Here is an 18,859-nt window from a genome sequence, read left to right as displayed (position 1 = left end):
AGTTTTATGACAACAAATGAGCAACAAACAACTGCAGAACAACCAAAGCGTCAACGTTCTGAACGAAACAAATATTTCCAATGGTTTATTCAAGGGGTATCATATGCAGGAATTGCATTTACGATTTGGGCATGTTGGAAGTTATATCAAATGGGAGCATTTACCGATCCTGATGTTATGATGAACTTGGTTAAGGGATACGGTGTCTGGGCACCCATTATCTTTATGTTCATTCAAATCATTCAAGTGGTTATTCCAATCATTCCGGGTGGAATTACACTAGCGGTTGGAGTTATGATTTTCGGCCCATGGTGGGGATTCGTATACAACTATGTTGGAATTGTTGTAGGATCATTTATTCTATTCTGGCTTGGTCGTCGCTACGGGATGAAGCTTGTTGAAGCATTTGTTAGTGACAAGGTCATGGACAAGTACATGAGTAAGTTGGACACAAAAGGATGGCGTACAACGTTTGCCATCATGATTTTGTTGCCAGTCGCTCCAGATGATGCATTAGTATTGCTAACTAGTCTAACGAAGATGAGTTGGCGTGAATTCTTCTGGATTATTGTGTTGTGTAAACCAGCAACTGTTGCCGCATACAGTTTTGCAATGATGTACGGAATGGAATGGTTGACTAAATTAATCGGTTAAACAATAAAATTAAGGTTCTCTGCGAGTTGCAGGGAGCCTTTTTATTTAGATGTTCCACGTGAAACAAGGGTATTGCTGGATAAGACAGATAACATGACTAAGCGACGTATAATTATTCACGATAAATGAATAACGAAAAAATGTAATTGGGAATGCGGGAAATGAAGTTGGTTAAAATGTATTGAAAAAGAATGTTCTAAATGAGGGTGTGTGAAATGGAAAAATTGATGTATGAATCACCGATTGGAGAAATTGTGATTCTAACCGACATGAACTATGTTAAAGGGTTGTGGTTTAGTGATCAAAAATTTGAAGGTGCGCAATACAAGTTAGATGAAATTGTAGAAAAAAATTCGAAAATGGGGAAACTCGTTGCAAAATGGTTAGATGATTATTTTAATCAAAAGCACCCCAGTTTATCACAATTGTTGCTGGCTCCCGAAGTAACTGAATTTAGAAATAAAGTCTTGGGTGTATTAATAGATACGCCATATGGTGAGACTAGATCGTATAAAGAGTTATATGAACAAATAAATCTGAAGAGTGAAAAACGGATTGGGTCGATTCGTGCTGTGGGAGGTGCAGTTGGACACAATCCTATTTCTATTATTATTCCTTGTCATCGGATTGTCGGCAGCGATGGGAAGTTAACAGGGTATGCAGGTGGAATTGATAGGAAGAAATATTTATTAAAGTTAGAAGGCGTTGATGTGGATCTTGAAAAAGATCGGATTAATTGATGTCTAGAAATAGGTTGTATATCTAATGAGTATCGTCTTAGGGGTAAATAAAAAGAGATGTTCCACGTGGAACATCTCTTTTTATTATGGTTGTGTTTTTAATGAAACAGCATGTCCTTGAGATTGAAGTGTCTTAATGTGATCTTCGCCCCAACTGCATAAGTTGTCTAAGACAACGCTAAGCGTCATACCGTATTCACTCAATGAATATTCCACTTTAGGTGGTACTTGCGAATATACATGACGATCCACGATATTGACGGCTTCTAGCTCGCGTAATTGTTGAGTTAACATTTTTTGACTAATTCCGGGAATTTGTCGTTTTAATTCACTAGTTCGTAATGAACCGTGTCGTAGATTGCAAAGTATGATGGGTTTCCACTTTCCCCCAATAACATCCATAGTTGCTTCTACACCTATTTGATAAACCTGTTCATCTGACATGTCTTTTCTCCTGAACGTATAGGTACGTTTTTGTACCTAGGGTACTTTAAAGTACGTACTGGTTACTTTGTTTTAATAAGTGTATCCTATAAGTAATAAATAACCAAGGAGAAATATAATGATTAACTCACTGCAAGATACAATAAAGTTAAACAATGATGTACACATGCCTGGATTAGGTCTAGGGGTATTCCAAATCCCAGAAGAAGAAACAGCAGAAGTAGTTGCGACAAGTATTGAGTCAGGATATCGTTTGATTGATACTGCCCAGATTTATGGTAATGAAGAAGGTGTAGGAGAGGGGATTAAATTAGGGCTTGAGCGTACTGGTCTGACTCGAGAAGATTTGTTTATCACATCTAAGGTGTGGAATTTCGGTATGACCAAAGCAGAAGCAAAGGCATCGGTGGAACTAAGTCTAGCCAAGTTACAACTAGAGTATGTTGATCTGTTTTTGATTCACTGGCCTGGAGATAAGCAATATAAGGAAGCTTGGCTGGCTTTAGAAGATTTATATGCTGAGGGGAAGATTAAAGCAATCGGGGTAAGTAACTTCCAAGTGCATCATTTAGAAGACCTAATGAGTTATGCAACTGTAAAGCCAGTGTTAAATCAAATTGAACTACATCCAAAGTTGGCTCAACACGAACTACGTGAATTCGGAAAGCAACATAATATTAAGATCCAAGCGTGGTCACCACTGATGCAAGGAGAGTTGTTGAATAACGAGATTATTCAATCAATTGCCAACAAACATGGCAAGTCAACGGCGCAAGTTATTCTACGTTGGGATATCCAGAATGAAGTCATGTTAGTTGTAAAGTCGGTTAAGAAGTCGCGCTTATTGAGTAATTCAGATGTGTTTAGTTTCGAGCTAGATGAAGACGATATGTCTGTGCTAAATGGGATGAATGAAAACTTGCGTGTTGGACCAAACCCAGACGAATTTCATGTGTAAATAAAAAGACTCTATTCATTGAATAGGGTCTTTTTGTTTCACGTGAAACAAACCGCGCTTAATTAAGTTTATATGAAATGTATGCAATATGTTTTACGACCACTTGAAGGTTGATGAATATTCATGCAATCCATTGAAAGCTAGCTGATGTATTAAATTAGAAAATTGAACAAACTAATCAAAATAATATATGATTATTTTAGATATCAAACGAGATACAGTTATGGGAGAAGAAAAATATGGGTGAGTTAAAGGAAGATAATCAACATATGAGAGACATTAGTGAACCTAAACAAGCAATCAAGATGTGGTTAGAACAATGCAAAGCAGATGATATTAAACCTTGGGAATATGATCTAAAGAATGAAATATATCGGCTAGATAACACGATTGATGTGCAGCCGTGCAATCAAGGAGATAAGAGATATGTTGCCATCGAAAATTTGTTGAAGTCTTGGATGGGGGATTTTGGAACTATAATTAACAAAAAAGAAACTGAAGATTGTGCTTTGATGCAATGCATCTATGAAATTTTATGGGGAACACAGAGTAAACATTCAGAGGGGGAACCTAATCCAGATGTAGATGCAGATGTGATGTATTCTTTTTGGATTCCATATAAAAAATCAATGGCATGTCAGGGAATATATAACTGGACGAACAACCCATACATAAAGTCAAAGCCCGAAACTTTAAAACCACTGCTATCGTATCTGGAAGCCGGTAAATATAAAAAGTTAAGTGACACTTTTGAAGGATTTGCGAGAAAGACACATACCATTGGCAACATGGCGCTTGCACACGTTGGATTTAATGCCGGTGGAGGAATAGTAAGTCATAATGACAATGCTACATGGCAAGTGGCGTTAGATGACATGAAACAAAAATATACAGCAAACGAATGGTCGTGTTTAGGTGTTACGAACTATGATGAATATAACAAAAATTTCTTCTTTGATATAGATGAAGAACATCGAGTTAGCGCCGCATATGTAGTGGGTATGTCAATTGATGAATTACTGGCGATCATCACAGGGATTACATCGGAAATTGAAAATAGAGGCCAGGCAATGACGAAATATTTAATCGATAAGGTATATGACCAAGAATCCGACATAAAACCTGATTTTTTCGTTCAATAAACGTTAATAAAATTAAATGTTCCACATGAAACATTTATGATGAAATATAAGTATTTTTTATTGATTTTTAGTGAAAACTAAAAGTGATTTTCGTCACTAAGGTTAAATAAATGAAAAACAGGTGAAAATAGAATTTTATTTATTTAAATAGTAAATGTGCGTAAAATACATCTAACTTATATGTTTAGGACTTGTTTTTCACAAACTTTAAATAATGAAAACAAATGTAAAACATGTGAATTAAAACACATGCATTGTATCTGTCGTGTATATCGTTTCTAGTGTAGTTGTATAGTAGATAGCTTGACATTATCCTACAAAATTCAGTAAAATATAAGAGTAATTAGTAAACGTTTACAACACACATTAAATGGAGGTTTTGTGAATATGTCAGATAATAAAATGTCAGCTGGATTGGCTGCTTTAAAGGTCATGGAAGGTTGGGGCGTTGACACCATGTACGGTATTCCTTCTGGAACACTAAGTGGTTTGATGAACGCTATGGGTAACCCTGAAAACAACATCAAGTTTATCCAAGTTAAGCATGAAGAAGTCGGAGCAATGGCTGCTGTAATGCAATACAAGTTCGGTGGTAAGTTGGGTGTTACTGTTGGTTCTGGTGGACCTGGTGCAACTCACTTGATCAACGGATTGTACGATGCTGCAATGGATAACATTCCAGTATTGGCTATCTTGGGATCAAAGCCTGTTCGCGAATTGAACATGGACTCATTCCAAGAATTGAACCAAAACCCAATGTACGAAAACATTGCGGTTTACAACCGTCGTGTTGCTACTCCTGAACAATTGCCACACTTGGTAGACGATGCCATCCGTACTGCAATTGCTAAGCGTGGAGTTGCCGTACTTGAAGTTCCTGCTGACTTCGGATTTGCCGAATTGGATGCAGACTCATTGTACTCAACACCTTTGTACTCATCAGGTGAAAAGTTCAAGAACTACAAGTCAGCCCCTGTTGAAGCATCAGAAATTGCTGAAGCTGCTGCATTGTTGAACGATGCTAAGCGTCCAGTAATCTACGCTGGTATGGGAACAATGGGACACGGATCTGCTGTGCAAGAATTGGCACGTAAGATCAAGGCTCCTATCATCACTACTGGTAAGAACTTCGAAACATTCGAATGGGACTTCGAAGCCTTCACTGGATCAACTTTCCGTGTTGGTTGGAAGCCTGCTAACGAATCAGTTCTTGAAGCTGACACAGTATTGTTCGTTGGAACTAACTTCCCATTCTCAGAAGTTGAAGGAACTTTCCGTAACGTTGACAAGTTCATCCAAATCGATAACAACCCTGCAATGCTAGGTAAGCGTCACCAAACTGACGTTGCTATCCTAGGAGATGCTGGTGAAGCTATCAACGCCATTCTTGCTGAAGTATCACCTGTTGAAGAATCAGCATGGTGGAACGCTAACGTTAAGAACGTTCAAAACTGGCGTGAATACATGAACAAGTTGGAACAAAAGACTGAAGGTGATCTTCAAGCTTACCAAGTTTACAACGCCATCAACAAGTACGCTGCAGAAGATGCTATCTTCTCAACTGACGTTGGTAACGTTACACAAATGTCAATCCGTCACTTGCACATGACTCCTAAGAACATGTGGCGTACTTCACCATTGTTTGCAACAATGGGAATCGGATTGCCAGGTGCTATCGGTGCCAAGAACACATTCCCTGACCGTCAAGTTTGGAACTTGGCCGGAGACGGTGCGTTCTCAATGGTTTACCCTGATGTTGTTACAAACGTTCGTTACAACATGCCTATCATCCACGTTGTCTTCACTAACACTGAATACGGATTCATCAAGAACAAGTACGAAGATACTAACAAGTACAACTTCGGTGTAGACTTTACTGATGTTGATTATGCTAAGGTTGCTGAAGCACAAGGTGCTGTTGGTTTGACTGTAAGCAAGATCGAAGACATCGACCGTGTTATGAAGGAAGCTGTTGACTACTACAACCAAGGTCGTGTTGTTGTAATCGACGCCAAGATCACTAAGGATCGTCCAATTCCTGTTGAAACTTTGAAGCTAGACACTAACTTGTACAGCGAAGAAGTTGTTAACGCATACAAGGAAAAGTACGAAGCTGAAGACTTGGTACCATTCCGCGAATTCCTTGAAGCTGAAGGTTTGACTTCAAAGTACATCAAGGAAGAAAACGGAAACAAGTTTAGCTTCTAATCTTGTTTCTAATATATAGCTACTTTTAGCAGCTATTAAAAAGCCTTTGTTTTAGAGAAATTTAATTCAAAGGTTTTTTTGTTTAATAAAATGTTTCACGTGAAACATGATTAAGAGGGGCGGTAATTGACTACCTCAAACATGTTTCAAAATGAATTAGCTGAGAATTGCCATATACTTACCTCTAAGGCATTAAATTGGTTGAACATTCTTTTGCCTAAGCAAAGAGTGAAAATCGATGAAACGATGCTTAAACAGGCTTATATGAAAGATTAATGACAAACCATCTCTAAATATACGCAAAGTAGCTAATACTGGAAAATGATTGGAGGGTTTCACGTGAAACATGATTTTAAATTAAATATCGAAGATAAAAAAGCCACGAACAACTGTTCGTGGCTTTTTTATCAATCATTTTTGATACTCAAAATGGCTAAACTTTGTTCAGTTTTGCAATCATGATTTTATCAGCTGCAGACTTTGATTTATTAAATTCTGCTCGATGAGCAGCTAATTGTTTCTTCATATTCCGATCAAGGACATTATTACGAGAATTAATCTGACGATCAATATCAGCTAAACGTTTCTTGGCGGCATTTAAATTTGCTGTTTCTTTACTAGGAGCAAGGTGCTTGCGATATGTTGAGGCAAAAGAGATTGCAGCTGGTTGTACTTTAACATTCCCTCGTTGATGTGCTAGTCCAAAAACAAACATGTATCTAAACCAATTTGAATAGTGTCCTCGGTTTTGTTCGATACCAGCACTGACATATTTTCCAGCAGACTTCTTGAATAATTCACGATGTCCCCATTTGGCATATCCATCTTGGTAAATCATTGTGGTAATTGAATTTAAGACACCAACTTTAAGTTCTAACAGGGTAGTTGAATCATTAGCTAGAATACCGCCTAAATTCTCACCAGAATAATCTAGTCCAGTTTTTTTAGTAAATGTTTTTTCAGCGAAACCCCAGTCAGTATGATTAAACCCAATTTTGGCTTTTTCACGACGATTAATGAGTTTTTTCATGTTAGTGTCCATAGAATTTGAACGTCTAACAGGAGCTAATCCTTGGTCTTTTAAATATGAATTAACTAATGTTAGTGCGTAATTGCTGATTTCTTTTTGTTGATTTTCTGTTAATTTGCCATTAATCTTGTTGGTTTTATCAGCAGATGTTTTTTGGTAACCATAGTAGGCAAATGTCGTTGCGTTATTTTGCTTTGATCGTGGTACTTTTGGATTCACGATTTTGGTAGGTAAATTTTCATGGCGGGTAATTAGATGATTACCCGTATATGCTTTAGCAGGATTATTAGAATCTGTATTTGGCGTGGCCACGTGGACTCTTGGTGTTTTAACAGCCACTGCACGACTCAATGATGCAATATTTTGTTGCTCTTTTTTCTTTTTTTCATAGAGCTTTTTCAATGTTGCATCGTTCTTTTTGATTGCTTTGGCATCATTATCTTTACGTACTTTGATCATGTTGGCAGTGTTAATACGAGTAACGTTATCTGCTTTGATCTTTTTAATATCGTGATTTGTTAGAGCTTTTTTCTTTACAACCTTCTTTTTAACAGTGATGTTTTTGTTTTTAGAGACAGCCTTTTTTTTGACAGTTACTTTTTTCTTAGTAACGTTTTTCTTTTTAGAGACAGCCTTTTTTTTGACAGTTGTTTTTTTCTTAGTAACGTTTTTCTTTTTAGAGACAGTCTTTTTTTGACTACTGCTTTCTTCTTAGTCGTGTTTTTTTTCTTTTTTGAATTCTGTTTAGTGTTTCCAGAATTAACAGTTGATGCTGTAGCGGTCTCTACCACATTTACTGAATCAAATGAAACAAATCCACCAGACATTCCCAATGCAAGAGCCCCCACAGCCATTGCTTTTACAATAATACGCATATTTGCTCCTCCCAGAGTACAAGGTATTCTCTAAACTAACTCTTTGGTCAGCAAAAAATGATAATTTTCATGCTAAAGAGGTGATTTTAAAGTGATAGTCAAATAGTAGAATACGATGATATATGTAACTTCCCTTAACAAAGCTAATTATAAATACTGACAAATAGTAACTCAATATCGAAATTTTTTAAAAACGTTGAAAATACAGAAAAAAAGTTCGATGCTTGATTAAAACGTTGGTATAAAGGTGTTTGTTATTGTGAAGTTTTTATCATAGTTTGTTTTTTGAAAACAAACGAGGGGGGATTAAGGGCCGAATAGCAAAAAGGTTCAGCTGTTTAACGTGGAATTTAAAACTAGGAGATGTTTATTTTTGTAAAAAAAACAAAACAAAAACCGTCTGCCGATTTGTTGGCAGACGGTTTTTGGCGACAGAGGTAAAGACTAATGATTAGTCCAGACTTGTGTCGAGTTAGAACTGCAAATGTTTAACTCAGTGATGAGAACGATTATTCCCATTCAACAGTTGCAGGTGGCTTAGCTGTGATGTCGTAGACTACGCGGTTAATGTTTGAAACTTCATTAACGATACGACGTGAGATTTCTTCAAGAACGTCCCAAGGTAGCTTAGCAAAGTCAGCAGTCATTCCATCAACTGATGTGATGGCACGAACAGCGATTGTGTAGTCGTAAGTACGGATATCTCCCATAACTCCAACTGAACGAACGCCAGTTAGAACTGTGAAGTATTGCCATACATCTCCGTCTAGACCGTTCTTAGCGATTTCTTCACGCAAGATAGCATCTGATTCGCGGACGATTTCTAGCTTATCTTCTGTGATATCACCAAGAACACGGATTCCAAGTCCAGGACCTGGGAATGGTTGACGCCAAACAACATTGTGAGGCATACCCATCTTTTCACCCAAGGCACGAACTTCGTCCTTGAACAATGTGTTCAAAGGTTCGATCAACTTGAATTGCATGTCTTCAGGTAGTCCACCAACGTTGTGGTGTGACTTGATTGTTTGCGCAGTTTCTGTTCCTGATTCGATAACGTCAGTGTACAAAGTTCCTTGCGCCAAGAAGTCAATTCCGTTCAACTTTGTTGCTTCTTCATCAAAGACAGCAACGAATTCGTTACCGATCAACTTACGCTTTGTTTCTGGATCAGAAACACCAGCAAGCATGTTTAGGAAACGTTCTTGTGCATCTACCTTGATGATGTTCAATCCGAACTTACCACCAAGTAGTTCCATAACTTCAGCTGCTTCATTCTTACGCAATAGACCGTGGTCTACGAAGATACAAGTCAATTGGTCTCCGATTGCACGTTGCAAAAGAACACCAACAACTGATGAGTCAACACCACCAGAAAGACCAAGCAAGACCTTCTTGTCACCAACAGTTTCACGAATTTCTTCGATTTGTTCGTTGATGAAGTCTTCCATTGACCAGTTACGTTCAGCCTTAACAGCCTTAGTAACAAAGTTTTCTAGCAATTGCATACCGTATTCACTAGCTTCTGTTTCTGGGTGGAATTGAACACCGTAAAGGTTACGTTCGCGGTTTTCCATCGCAGCAAAAGGTGTGTTTACTGAAGTAGCAGATGCAGTAAATCCTTCAGGAATGCTCTTGATAACGTCACCGTGTGACATCAAAACAGTTTGACGTTCAGGTGTACCAGCAAATAGTAATGTGTCAGCGTCGACAATATCAACTTCTGTTTCACCGTATTCTGATGAGCTGTCAGCAGGGACAACTTCTCCACCAGGTAACATGTGAGCCATCAATTGCATACCGTAACAAACACCTAGGATTGGAAGTCCTAGTTCAAAAATTTCGGGATCAATGGTGAAGGCACCTTCTTCATATACAGAGTTAGGGCCACCAGAGAAAATAATTCCCTTTGGGTTGATTTCTTTAATTTCTGCCGCTGTCAGTTTGTGTGAACGAAGTTCTGAGTAAACTCCTAATTCACGGACACGACGAGAAATCAATTGGTTGTATTGTGAACCGAAGTCCAGAACCAAAATACTATCATGTTGTTGTAGGTTCGCCATAGTGATCTCCTTTTAAATATTGTTTAACATTATACGTGAGAACTAGCAATAATCAACCGTTTCTACATTAGAGTTTTCCCATAATTACTTAAAGTGAGCAGGGGCGCGGGTCTAGCGTTTTATCAAGCCTTCAGTGACAGCAGTTTCTGTTGCTTCGCGATACATACTTTTGGAAATAGTACCATTATTCAACATAGAAAGTAGAACAATATCACGACGATCTGCAACAAGTTCGGGGTTAGCATAGAGATCAAAATTAGCTGGACTTTGTCCAATCCCAGCAATGATGGCTTGTTGTGACAATGTTAAATCAGTTAATGACTTACCATAATAGAAATTGGCAATGGTTTGAGCACCATATGCATTATGACCTTCATACAGTTTATTGACGTAAAATTCAAAGATTTGTGCTTTTGAATATTCACGTGTTAGCTTCAGTGCTAAGTACATTTCTTGGATTTTTCGCGTGATCGTTTGATCAGATACATCCGTAGAGAATGCGGTTAGTTTTACTAATTGTTGTGTAATGGATGAACCACCACGTGGGGTTCCTTTACCAAATAATGCTGAGATGTTAGATGTAATTAGAGCTTTGATGCCGCTTTTGTTTAGTCCGTTATTTGTCGGAAAGGTGGCATCTTCGGTTGAAATGACAGCTTGTTGATACATTTTTGGAATTTGATTAGCTTTAATATAGTCTTGTTCACCGGTTTCGGTTGGCAGTGCACGTAATTGGTTTTCAGTAATAGTGGGTGCTTGGCTCACTGTGTAGCCAACAAAACCAATTGTGGCGATTAAAAGCATGATGAAAAGTGTACCAATTGTCTTTAAAATTGTTTTTGAACGTTTCTTAGTTTGTTTTTTTACCATGGTATGTGCCTCTTATGTCTGAGTATGTCACTAATGTAAGACACGGTCCTTGTAATTGCAATAAGTCGCAGACCAGTTTTAGGTAAAATGCAAACATTTTTAAGTTGAGCATGGTAGAATGAACCAATCAGCCGCTGAGAAACAGTGGTAGAAAGAAAGGCTTTTGTAGAACGAAATGGCAGAACAATATAAGCGTAATAATTTTAAATCAAATAATAACAAGCCGTTTGGACCGCGTAAGAAGCGTCCAAATGTTAAGCCAAACCCCAACGACGTTAAGGTTGAAGTGGGAGACAAGCTATTAATCACAGTTAAGCGACTAGGAATTAATGGTGAAGGAATTGGATCTTACAAGCGTAAAATCACATTTATTCCTGGAGCTTTGCCTGGTGAAGTCGTAGATGTGCGTGTTACTGAAGTGACACCTAAGTACATTCAAGCAGAAATTCGTAAGTTCAAGCAAAAGTCACTTGACCGTGTTGAACCTAAGGATGACCAATCAATTGGTGGTGTTGAATTAGCGCACTTGGCTTACGACAAGCAACTAGAATTTAAGCAAGATGTTATCCGTCAAGCGCTTGAAAAGTACCAACCACGTAACTACACAAGTTACAAGATTTTGCCTACTATTGGTATGGAAAATCCAGTTGGTTACCGTAACAAGGCACAATTCCCTATCCGTGAAGTGAAGGGGAAGTTGGCAGTTGGAATGTACCGTCCAAATTCACACGAACTTGTGGACTTGCCAGAAATTTCAACACAAAACCCACTAACATTGAAGGTTATTCGTACATTGCGTGACATTATCGAAGAACTAGATATGTCTGTTTACAATGAAAAGAAGAACGTTGGAAGTATCAAGACTTTGGTTGCACGTGCTTCTCAATCAACAGGTGAAGTTCAAGTTACAATCGTAACGAACGGACATGAATTCCCTAAGCAAGATGCTTTCTTGGATGCGATTGAAGCAAAGTTGCCAGAAGTTGTTTCTGTACACCAAAACGTTAACCCAGGTAAGACTTCATTGGTTTGGGGAGACGAAACTGATTGGGTCTGGGGTAAGGATTACATCACAGAAACAATCAACGGCAAGACTTTCAAGTTGTCACCACGTGCCTTTTTGCAAATGAATCCGCTACAAACAGAGCGTTTGTACAAGGAAGTTATCGACGCCTTGGATTTGAAGCATGCGGACAAGCTAATTGACGCGTACTCAGGTGTTGGAACAATCGGAATTACTTTGGCTGATAAGGCTGGAGAAGTTCGTGGAATGGACACAATCTACGAAGCGGTTGAAGACGCGAACGAAAATGCGGCAGATAACGGGCTAGAAAACGTTAAGTATGAAGTTGGTGAAGCAGAATACATCATTCCTGAATGGCAAGAAGAAGGCTGGATTGCGGACGCCATGGTTGTTGACCCGCCACGTACAGGATTGGGATCACCATTGCGTAAGACAATTATGCAAACTAAGCCTGAAAAATTCGTATACGTTTCATGTAACGCTTCAACTTTGGCGCGTGACTTGGTTGAATTGAGCATGATTTATGATGTTGAATACATCCAATCAATTGACATGTTCCCACAAACAGCTCGTTGGGAAGGAATTGTTAAGTTCTCATTGCGTCAATAAGATAAGGAGTTATCCTAATGACTAAAGTTAGTAATGAACAAATATTTCGTGTTGCCCAAGTGGTATTAGCGGAAAAAGGCTTCGATCAAGCTCGGCTTGCTGAGATTGCGCGTCGTTTGAACATTACAGCGCCTGCTTTGTATAAGCATTTTTCGAATAAAGAAGAATTGTATGATGCAGCGCTACAAAATTGGATTGATCGTATTGATGCACCAGTACTTGAACTGGCCCAACGTGCGGCACCAGAAGAACGACTAATCAAATTACATGATTGGCTGTGGCAACTGGCTGAAAATCGCGTAAACGGATTTTTAGATAAACCGGCGATGGCTCGTTTATACGAAGCAAAGCTACGTAAACAAGAAACGATAGTCAACCCACGTATGCAAGCATTCGCTGAGGGTGTGGAGCTTATGATGGCCTGGGATACTTTCCGACAACAACGAGGATTGTTGATTCTGCAAACTTTTTTGCCGTTTTTCCATCCATATTTTGCAAGTAGTTGGGAAGATGCCTTATTTAAGACATTGTTCGAATCAACGTGGATCGAAATTCAACCGATTTTAACGCAAGATGGTGTGATTGAAAGTGCCATTGAGAAGAACAAGAATTTATAGCAATTTAAAAAGCCCTGTAGCGTCGCTACAGGGCTTTTTCTTTGTTAGTGGATAATTATATTACTTATTGTAGAAATACACGTTAGCGCGTGATAGAGGGCTAATCCTCGTACTTTGCACGTAGGATACGCATTGCATTTAACACAGCTAGAACAGTTACGCCAACATCAGCAAAGACGGCTTCCCACATTCCAATGATTCCAAAGGCACCAAGTACTAGGAATAATGTTTTAATTCCCAAAGCAAAGACGATATTTTGCACAACAATTTGACGTGTCTTACGTGCAATCTTAATCACTGTTGCGATACGAGAGGGCTTATCATCCATGATCACTAGGTCAGCAGCTTCAATCGCGGCATCAGAACCTAAGCCACCCATGGCAATTCCAACATCAGCTTGCATTAAAACAGGGGTGTCGTTGATACCATCACCGACGAATGCAACCATATGATTAGCAGTTTCTTGATCTTGTAGTAATTGGATTTCATCAACCTTATCGCCAGGCAATAGATTTGTTTTCACGTCGTCTAACCCTAATGCATCAGCAACGGTTGTCCCGATGGTGTGGTTATCACCAGTTAGCATAACCGTCTTCTTGATACCTTGTGCATGCAGAGAATCAATTGCTCCCTTAGCGTCTGCCTTAGGCTGATCAGCAATCACGATATGTCCCCAATAAACGTTATCAACCGCTACGAAAACAGTTGTTCCGGCGTTATCTAGTGCTTGTTCGGGCAATCCAATTGTAGCTAATGCCTTGTTGTTACCGACAATGACATTACGTCCATTAACAGTAGCGCCAATTCCATGGCCAGCAGTTTCAATTGTATTTGAAACTGTGTAATCGGCTAGATTATCCTCAAAACTTTGAACGATTGAACGAGCAATTGGATGTGTTGATGTTTGTTCTACGGCAGCAGTATAGGCAAGCAATTCTTCGCGTGAAATTCCATTTTCAGGAACGATATCACGAACCGTGAAACGACCTTCAGTCAAGGTTCCTGTCTTGTCAAAAACAACAGTATCAACGTTATTTAAAGCCTCTAAATAGTTACTTCCCTTAATTAATACACCATGTTGTGATGTGGCACCAAGACCAGCAAAGAAAGCCAAGGGCACTGATAGAACCAAAGCACAGGGACATGAAATAACTAAGAATACTAGTGCGCGTGACGTCCAAACTGACCATTCAGCCCCAAATACAAGTGGTGGAATAATGGCAAGAAGTAGAGCAGCACCAACAACGATTGGTGTGTAGATGTGTGAAAACTTGGTAATGAATTTTTCTGTATCAGTTTTCTTTTCATTTGCGTTTTCAACAAGGTCTAAAATCTTGGCAACTGTTGAGTCGGCGAAGACCTTTGTAACCTCTAACAATAATGTCCCATTATCATTAATTGAACCACTCAATACTTCATCACCAGTTGTAACCGTTTGGGGCATAGATTCACCCGTTAAAGCCGCAGTATTTAGCGTTGATGTACCATCAACCACGACACCGTCTAAGGGAACCTTTTCGCCTGGCTTGATTTGAATGAAATCACCAATTTTAACGGTTTCTGGATTAACTTCTTTAAATCCGTTAATTGTTTGAAGATTAGCAAATTCTGGTTTCACAGACAACAATTCGGTAATTGAACGCTTTGAACGATCAACAGCAGCATCTTCAATGATTTCTCCTACAGAGAAGAACAACATCACGGCAATCGCTTCAGGGAAGTCTCCTAGAATTAAGGCACCGATTGTTGCGATACTCATTAGTGTGTTTTCATCGAAAAAATCACCTTCAAAAATATGACGGACGGCTTTTAGAACAACGCCTCCACCGGCAAGTATGTAGGCAACTAGGAAAATCACAATGCTAACGACGTTCAATGGCATCATGTACGCACAGACGGTTAGTAATATGGCAGCCACCAATAAGATGGCACGACGCTTGTTCTCGGCGTCTAAGTGTAAATTCTTCATAATATAATATCCTTTCGTATGAAATCTTTTTCATATGACAAGTTTATCATATGAGGTGTAAAATACAAGGCACAAGATCATTTGTTTTTTCAAACTATGATAAAATATACAAATGAATTAACACGAGAGGAAAAAGCAATGACAGAATTAAGTCCTGTAAACAAGCTATCTGAATCGGATGTAACAGGGATTCGGGATATATTTAAGTTACTAAGCCATCCAATGCGTTTACAAATTATCTACATGTTAGAACAACGTACGATGAACGTTAGTGAAATTGTTGAACGTTTAGGATTAGAACAATCGGCTGTATCACACCAATTGATCTTGCTTCGTAAAGGCCACCTGATTTCAACGAGTCAAGTAGGGAAGACTGTCTCATATTCTCTAAATGACAGCCATATTTTAGATATCCTGAATGAAGCCTTAGAACACAATCAACATATTCATGAAGGATCTGATGAAAATTGTCATCAAGCCTAAGGGGATGATAAAAGAAAAATAAATAAAGGAGACGCATATGGATGATTTATTAGGACTTATTCAAGAGACAGCATTAACGTTGGATACTGAAAAATATCCGGAAATTGCGCAACTATTTATTACCTTTTATCAAGAAAAAGACACAGATATTCATGGCGCTTTAGAGCGCTTAAATTTTGCCTTAGGGCAATATCAATGGAATAACCATTTCCAAGCCCCAGATAATGTCGCGAAAATTCGTTTAATGATTAAAGAGACACAGAACATTCGCCACGGGGCGGGGATGTCTGCAGCAATGTTTCCTATCTGGTTTGGAAATTAAAGTAAGTATTATCATTACTCATAGTAGAGAATGAAACAATAATTAATACAAAAAACGACCTGAAATTAATCAGGTCGTTTTTTTGTGTTCCACGTGGAACAATTAGATTTCAAAGGCATTCAAGAAACGTTGAATACGTTCGGTTGGATGATTAAAAAATGTTTCAGGTGTGCCGTCAAATGTAATTGAACCATCTTCTAGGAAGAGGATGCGATCAGCAGCCATTTGAGCAAACTTCATATTATGAGTGACAAGAATCATTGATTGATTTTCATCAGACATTTGCTTCAAGATACGTAGGATACGGGCTTCCATTTCAGGATCTAAAGCGGATGTTGGTTCGTCTAGCAATAAATACTTGGGATGCATTGCTAAGGCGCGCGCAATAGCAATACGTTGTGTTTGTCCACCAGATAGTTGGTATGGATAACGATTGGCTGTATCAGCTAGACCGACTTGTTCAAGTAATTGACGTGCTTCAGCTTCAGCATCTTTTTGCTTTTGCTTCAATACTTGTACAGGTGCTTCGGTAATATTACCTAGAATAGTTAAGTGATCAAACATACGTGGTTGTTGGAAAACCATGCCAGTTTGACGGCGTACCCATAGTTTTGTTTCTGTATCTAATGGTTCAGAGAAATCGATTTGCTTATCATCAATGGTATACAAACCAGTATCTGGACGTTCCAATAAGTTCAAAGAACGCAGAAGCGTAGACTTTCCAGAGCCCGAAGGCCCAACGATAACGGTTGTTTCATTAGGATTAAAAGTAACATTAATATCACGTAATGCTTGATGCTCTGTGTATGTCTTATTAACGTGTTGTAGTTCTAACATATTAGTTGGCTCCCTTCACAAAGCGATCTGCCCAACGTTGTAGATAACGTTGCGGAATAGATAAGATACTTACAAACAAGGCATACATAGCCGCAACCAGTAGGTACATGTTCAAAGGATCAAAGTTAACAGCAGCTAATTGTTGAGATAGATAGAACATTTCAACAATCGTTACAACTGAGGCTAGAGAAGTGTCCTTCACCAACGCGATAAATGAGTTCGCTAAGGTTGGAATTGAGATACGCGCAGCTTGTGGCAAAATGATACGACCAAAAATTTGTTGATCAGTCATTCCAAGAGCTTCCGCGGCTTCTCGTTGTGTATCCGGCACAGAAGCGATAGCGGCACGTAGTGATTCACTTGCATACGCACCGGTATTCAATGAGAAGACTGCGATTGCTGAACCCCATGGAGAGGGTTGTAGCCAAGAAATACCAAGTTTTGGTAATCCATAGAAGACAACAAATAGTTGAACTAGCATGGGAGTAGAACGAAAAATCCAAACGTAGAATTGAAGTAGTCGTTGCATAATTGTCCAACCTAACTTACGCCAACCTACTAAGCTTGGTGTATAAGAACGGAAGATTCCAACAATTGATGCAATAACCAATGCAAAAACAAAGGAAATTAGCGCAAGTGGAATTGTATATTTTAATCCAGCCACTAATAATTGTGGTGCATATGTAGCAATAAAATCAAACATGATTAGATCCTTTCTAAAAGGGAACAAAAAAGCGCTAATCGTCGGTAAGAAGACGGTTAGCGCTTGAATACGAGATTTTGATATGGAACATCAAATAACCTAACGTAAACTTACGCTAGGTGTAGACAAATAATGAATGATGACATTAGTTGGCTCATGATGGCTCCCTTGATTAATTACATTTTTTAAATGATTTATTCAACTCATTATAAGTAAGTTGTACATTGAAATCAAGTATAAATACGACTCTAAGCAGTTTCGCAGAAGGAAGTTATATGATATATTTAATTTGTTACTTTTTGTAAGTTTTCAAAACTAACAAAAAAATAAGTGAAGGTGGACATGCTATGGCAATCTTAAATCATAAACACAATCGATGTACAGACTCTAATTTATTGGGCTGCTGTTGCTAATTTTGACAACGAACAAAAACTAAATTAGATCTAAAATCGAGGAGAATATATTATGAATAAAATTGTACGTGGTGTGACTGGACTAGCTATTGTTGCGGCTGTGGTAGGAAGTGCTGTTTGGGCGCTAAATGCTGGAGGAAAGTCTAACAAAGAAACAGGATTCAAAGGTGAATTGGTTAATCCAAATGCCTTGACTATCGGCCTTGAAGGAACATACGTGCCATTCTCTTATAAGGATAAGGATGGAAACTTAACTGGATATGAAGTTGAGTTAGCACAAGAAATTGCAAAGCAAATGGGTGTTAAGCCAGTATTTGTTGAAACTAAGTTCGAATCATTAATTGCTGGTTTGGATGCTAATAAGTACGATGTTGTTATGAACAATATGGGGAAAACACCTGCACGTGAAGAACATTATTCATTTGCTGAAAACTACCTATATTCACCAGCAATTCTAATCGTTAAGAAGGGGTCAGATATTAAGAAGTTGAGTGACTTAGATGGTAAAAAGTCTGCACAAACAACTTCATCTAACTATGGACAAGCTGCTGCGAAAGCAGGGGCTGAAATTGTAGCTTCACCAGGATTTGCCGAATCATTAGAATTAGTGAAAAATGGTAAAGCGGATGTAACTCTAAATTCTGATGATTCATGGAGTATCTACAAGAAGTCTAACCCGAAGACAGAATTGACAGCTATTGAAACAAAGGATGTTGATTTGACGGGGGCAGCGCCAATGTTGAGCAAGAAGAAGACAGAATTAACGTCTGAAATTGATCGTGCAGAAAAAGCACTACGTGATAACGGAACAATGAAGAAGTTATCTGAAAAGTACTTTGATAAGGATTTGACTAAAAATCCAGATAAGAAGTAATTCAAAAAATATTTAAATTAAAAA

General features: G+C 38.5%; 18 protein-coding genes. 10 read left to right on the top strand and 8 right to left on the bottom strand.

Translation table 11 applies throughout. From position 1 onward, the window contains the following. Positions 1–6: 6 nt before the first annotated feature. Together KHQ31_RS07800 and KHQ31_RS07795 are read left to right on the top strand one after the other, a co-directional pair. A complete protein-coding gene (locus KHQ31_RS07800; RefSeq protein ID WP_213409008.1) occupies positions 7–654 on the top strand; it encodes a TVP38/TMEM64 family protein in 648 nt (215 codons plus the stop codon). 215 nt (positions 655–869) lie between these two features. Next, complete coding sequence (locus KHQ31_RS07795) at positions 870–1,394, top strand: methylated-DNA--[protein]-cysteine S-methyltransferase (protein WP_213409007.1); 525 nt, start codon at positions 870–872, stop codon at positions 1,392–1,394. An 84-nt stretch (positions 1,395–1,478) separates the two neighbouring features. Here KHQ31_RS07795 and KHQ31_RS07790 read toward each other — a convergent pair whose 3' ends face one another. Continuing rightward, positions 1,479–1,838 (bottom strand): winged helix-turn-helix transcriptional regulator, encoded by a 360-nt coding sequence (locus KHQ31_RS07790; protein WP_213409006.1) that lies wholly within the window; start codon positions 1,836–1,838, stop codon positions 1,479–1,481. Positions 1,839–1,956: 118 nt separating this feature from the next. Between KHQ31_RS07790 and KHQ31_RS07785 the strand changes: the two genes are divergently transcribed. The 3 genes from KHQ31_RS07785 to spxB all read left to right on the top strand — a co-directional run bounded on the left by KHQ31_RS07785 (position 1,957) and on the right by spxB (position 6,146). Continuing rightward, positions 1,957–2,796, top strand: a complete 840-nt coding sequence (locus KHQ31_RS07785) for an aldo/keto reductase (protein WP_213409005.1) — start codon at positions 1,957–1,959, stop codon at positions 2,794–2,796. A 239-nt stretch (positions 2,797–3,035) separates the two neighbouring features. After that, positions 3,036–3,938 carry a hypothetical protein gene (locus tag KHQ31_RS07780; protein WP_213409004.1) on the top strand — a complete coding sequence of 301 codons (903 nt, stop codon included), beginning with the start codon at positions 3,036–3,038 and terminating at the stop codon, positions 3,936–3,938. Between the two features lie 387 nt (positions 3,939–4,325). Continuing rightward, positions 4,326–6,146, top strand: coding sequence for a pyruvate oxidase (gene spxB / locus KHQ31_RS07775; RefSeq protein ID WP_213409003.1), 1,821 nt, complete (start codon positions 4,326–4,328; stop codon positions 6,144–6,146). A gap of 433 nt (positions 6,147–6,579) precedes the next feature. Here spxB and KHQ31_RS07770 read toward each other — a convergent pair whose 3' ends face one another. The 4 genes from KHQ31_RS07770 to KHQ31_RS07755 all read right to left on the bottom strand — a co-directional run bounded on the left by KHQ31_RS07770 (position 6,580) and on the right by KHQ31_RS07755 (position 10,984). After that, on the bottom strand, positions 6,580–7,635 hold the full coding sequence (locus KHQ31_RS07770) for an SEC10/PgrA surface exclusion domain-containing protein (protein ID WP_213409002.1): 1,056 nt from the start codon (positions 7,633–7,635) through the stop codon (positions 6,580–6,582). 134 nt (positions 7,636–7,769) lie between these two features. After that, on the bottom strand, positions 7,770–8,051 hold the full coding sequence (locus KHQ31_RS07765; protein ID WP_213409001.1) for a hypothetical protein: 282 nt from the start codon (positions 8,049–8,051) through the stop codon (positions 7,770–7,772). 509 nt (positions 8,052–8,560) lie between these two features. Then, on the bottom strand, positions 8,561–10,114 hold the full coding sequence (guaA, locus tag KHQ31_RS07760) for a glutamine-hydrolyzing GMP synthase (protein WP_213409000.1): 1,554 nt from the start codon (positions 10,112–10,114) through the stop codon (positions 8,561–8,563). Positions 10,115–10,225: 111 nt separating this feature from the next. Beyond that, the gene (locus KHQ31_RS07755) at positions 10,226–10,984 is read right to left on the bottom strand and encodes a biosynthetic peptidoglycan transglycosylase (protein WP_213408999.1); all 759 of its coding nucleotides are present in this window, start codon (positions 10,982–10,984) and stop codon (positions 10,226–10,228) included. 175 nt (positions 10,985–11,159) lie between these two features. Between KHQ31_RS07755 and rlmD the strand changes: the two genes are divergently transcribed. Then, entirely contained in the window at positions 11,160–12,617 is a 1,458-nt protein-coding gene (gene rlmD / locus KHQ31_RS07750; protein WP_213408998.1) for a 23S rRNA (uracil(1939)-C(5))-methyltransferase RlmD, read from the top strand. 17 nt (positions 12,618–12,634) lie between these two features. Then, a complete protein-coding gene (locus tag KHQ31_RS07745) occupies positions 12,635–13,234 on the top strand; it encodes a TetR/AcrR family transcriptional regulator (RefSeq protein WP_213408997.1) in 600 nt (199 codons plus the stop codon). Positions 13,235–13,334: 100 nt separating this feature from the next. On the opposite strand, the gene KHQ31_RS07740 is transcribed toward KHQ31_RS07745, so the two are convergent. After that, positions 13,335–15,203 carry a heavy metal translocating P-type ATPase gene (locus KHQ31_RS07740; RefSeq protein ID WP_213408996.1) on the bottom strand — a complete coding sequence of 623 codons (1,869 nt, stop codon included), beginning with the start codon at positions 15,201–15,203 and terminating at the stop codon, positions 13,335–13,337. 138 nt (positions 15,204–15,341) lie between these two features. Here KHQ31_RS07740 and KHQ31_RS07735 point away from each other — a divergent pair, with 138 nt between their 5' ends. Continuing rightward, the gene (locus tag KHQ31_RS07735) at positions 15,342–15,686 is read left to right on the top strand and encodes an ArsR/SmtB family transcription factor (protein ID WP_213408995.1); all 345 of its coding nucleotides are present in this window, start codon (positions 15,342–15,344) and stop codon (positions 15,684–15,686) included. A gap of 37 nt (positions 15,687–15,723) precedes the next feature. Next, positions 15,724–16,008 carry a hypothetical protein gene (locus KHQ31_RS07730; protein WP_213408994.1) on the top strand — a complete coding sequence of 95 codons (285 nt, stop codon included), beginning with the start codon at positions 15,724–15,726 and terminating at the stop codon, positions 16,006–16,008. Positions 16,009–16,110: 102 nt separating this feature from the next. On the opposite strand, the gene KHQ31_RS07725 is transcribed toward KHQ31_RS07730, so the two are convergent. After that, positions 16,111–16,845, bottom strand: coding sequence for an amino acid ABC transporter ATP-binding protein (locus KHQ31_RS07725; RefSeq protein WP_213408993.1), 735 nt, complete (start codon positions 16,843–16,845; stop codon positions 16,111–16,113). Between the two features lies 1 nt (position 16,846). Beyond that, on the bottom strand, positions 16,847–17,548 hold the full coding sequence (locus KHQ31_RS07720) for an amino acid ABC transporter permease (protein ID WP_213408992.1): 702 nt from the start codon (positions 17,546–17,548) through the stop codon (positions 16,847–16,849). Positions 17,549–18,013: 465 nt separating this feature from the next. Between KHQ31_RS07720 and KHQ31_RS07715 the strand changes: the two genes are divergently transcribed. Then, positions 18,014–18,835, top strand: coding sequence for a transporter substrate-binding domain-containing protein (locus KHQ31_RS07715; RefSeq protein WP_213408991.1), 822 nt, complete (start codon positions 18,014–18,016; stop codon positions 18,833–18,835). Positions 18,836–18,859 lie beyond the last annotated feature (24 nt).

It is taken from the genome of Weissella ceti, assembly GCF_018394055.1.
Classification (GTDB): Bacteria; Bacillota; Bacilli; order Lactobacillales; family Lactobacillaceae; genus Weissella; species Weissella ceti.
Note: the sequence above shows the minus strand (reverse complement) of the source record. Positions and strands in the feature narration are given on the sequence as shown.

Bases quoted from the DNA above. Each gene is read 5' to 3' on its own strand.
- KHQ31_RS07780 (WP_213409004.1), top strand. From the start codon at position 3,036: ATGGGTGAGTTAAAGGAAGATAATCAACATATGAGAGACATTAGTGAA.
- rlmD (WP_213408998.1), top strand. From the start codon at position 11,160: ATGGCAGAACAATATAAGCGTAATAATTTTAAATCAAATAATAACAAG.
- KHQ31_RS07715 (WP_213408991.1), top strand. From the start codon at position 18,014: ATGAATAAAATTGTACGTGGTGTGACTGGACTAGCTATTGTTGCGGCT.
- KHQ31_RS07730 (WP_213408994.1), top strand. From the start codon at position 15,724: ATGGATGATTTATTAGGACTTATTCAAGAGACAGCATTAACGTTGGAT.
- KHQ31_RS07765 (WP_213409001.1), bottom strand. From the start codon at position 8,051: ATGCGTATTATTGTAAAAGCAATGGCTGTGGGGGCTCTTGCATTGGGA.
- KHQ31_RS07790 (WP_213409006.1), bottom strand. From the start codon at position 1,838: ATGTCAGATGAACAGGTTTATCAAATAGGTGTAGAAGCAACTATGGAT.
- KHQ31_RS07795 (WP_213409007.1), top strand. From the start codon at position 870: ATGGAAAAATTGATGTATGAATCACCGATTGGAGAAATTGTGATTCTA.
- KHQ31_RS07740 (WP_213408996.1), bottom strand. From the start codon at position 15,203: ATGAAGAATTTACACTTAGACGCCGAGAACAAGCGTCGTGCCATCTTA.
- KHQ31_RS07725 (WP_213408993.1), bottom strand. From the start codon at position 16,845: ATGTTAGAACTACAACACGTTAATAAGACATACACAGAGCATCAAGCA.
- KHQ31_RS07735 (WP_213408995.1), top strand. From the start codon at position 15,342: ATGACAGAATTAAGTCCTGTAAACAAGCTATCTGAATCGGATGTAACA.
- KHQ31_RS07720 (WP_213408992.1), bottom strand. From the start codon at position 17,548: ATGTTTGATTTTATTGCTACATATGCACCACAATTATTAGTGGCTGGA.
- KHQ31_RS07755 (WP_213408999.1), bottom strand. From the start codon at position 10,984: ATGGTAAAAAAACAAACTAAGAAACGTTCAAAAACAATTTTAAAGACA.
- KHQ31_RS07770 (WP_213409002.1), bottom strand. From the start codon at position 7,635: ATGATCAAAGTACGTAAAGATAATGATGCCAAAGCAATCAAAAAGAAC.
- spxB (WP_213409003.1), top strand. From the start codon at position 4,326: ATGTCAGATAATAAAATGTCAGCTGGATTGGCTGCTTTAAAGGTCATG.
- KHQ31_RS07785 (WP_213409005.1), top strand. From the start codon at position 1,957: ATGATTAACTCACTGCAAGATACAATAAAGTTAAACAATGATGTACAC.
- guaA (WP_213409000.1), bottom strand. From the start codon at position 10,114: ATGGCGAACCTACAACAACATGATAGTATTTTGGTTCTGGACTTCGGT.
- KHQ31_RS07745 (WP_213408997.1), top strand. From the start codon at position 12,635: ATGACTAAAGTTAGTAATGAACAAATATTTCGTGTTGCCCAAGTGGTA.
- KHQ31_RS07800 (WP_213409008.1), top strand. From the start codon at position 7: ATGACAACAAATGAGCAACAAACAACTGCAGAACAACCAAAGCGTCAA.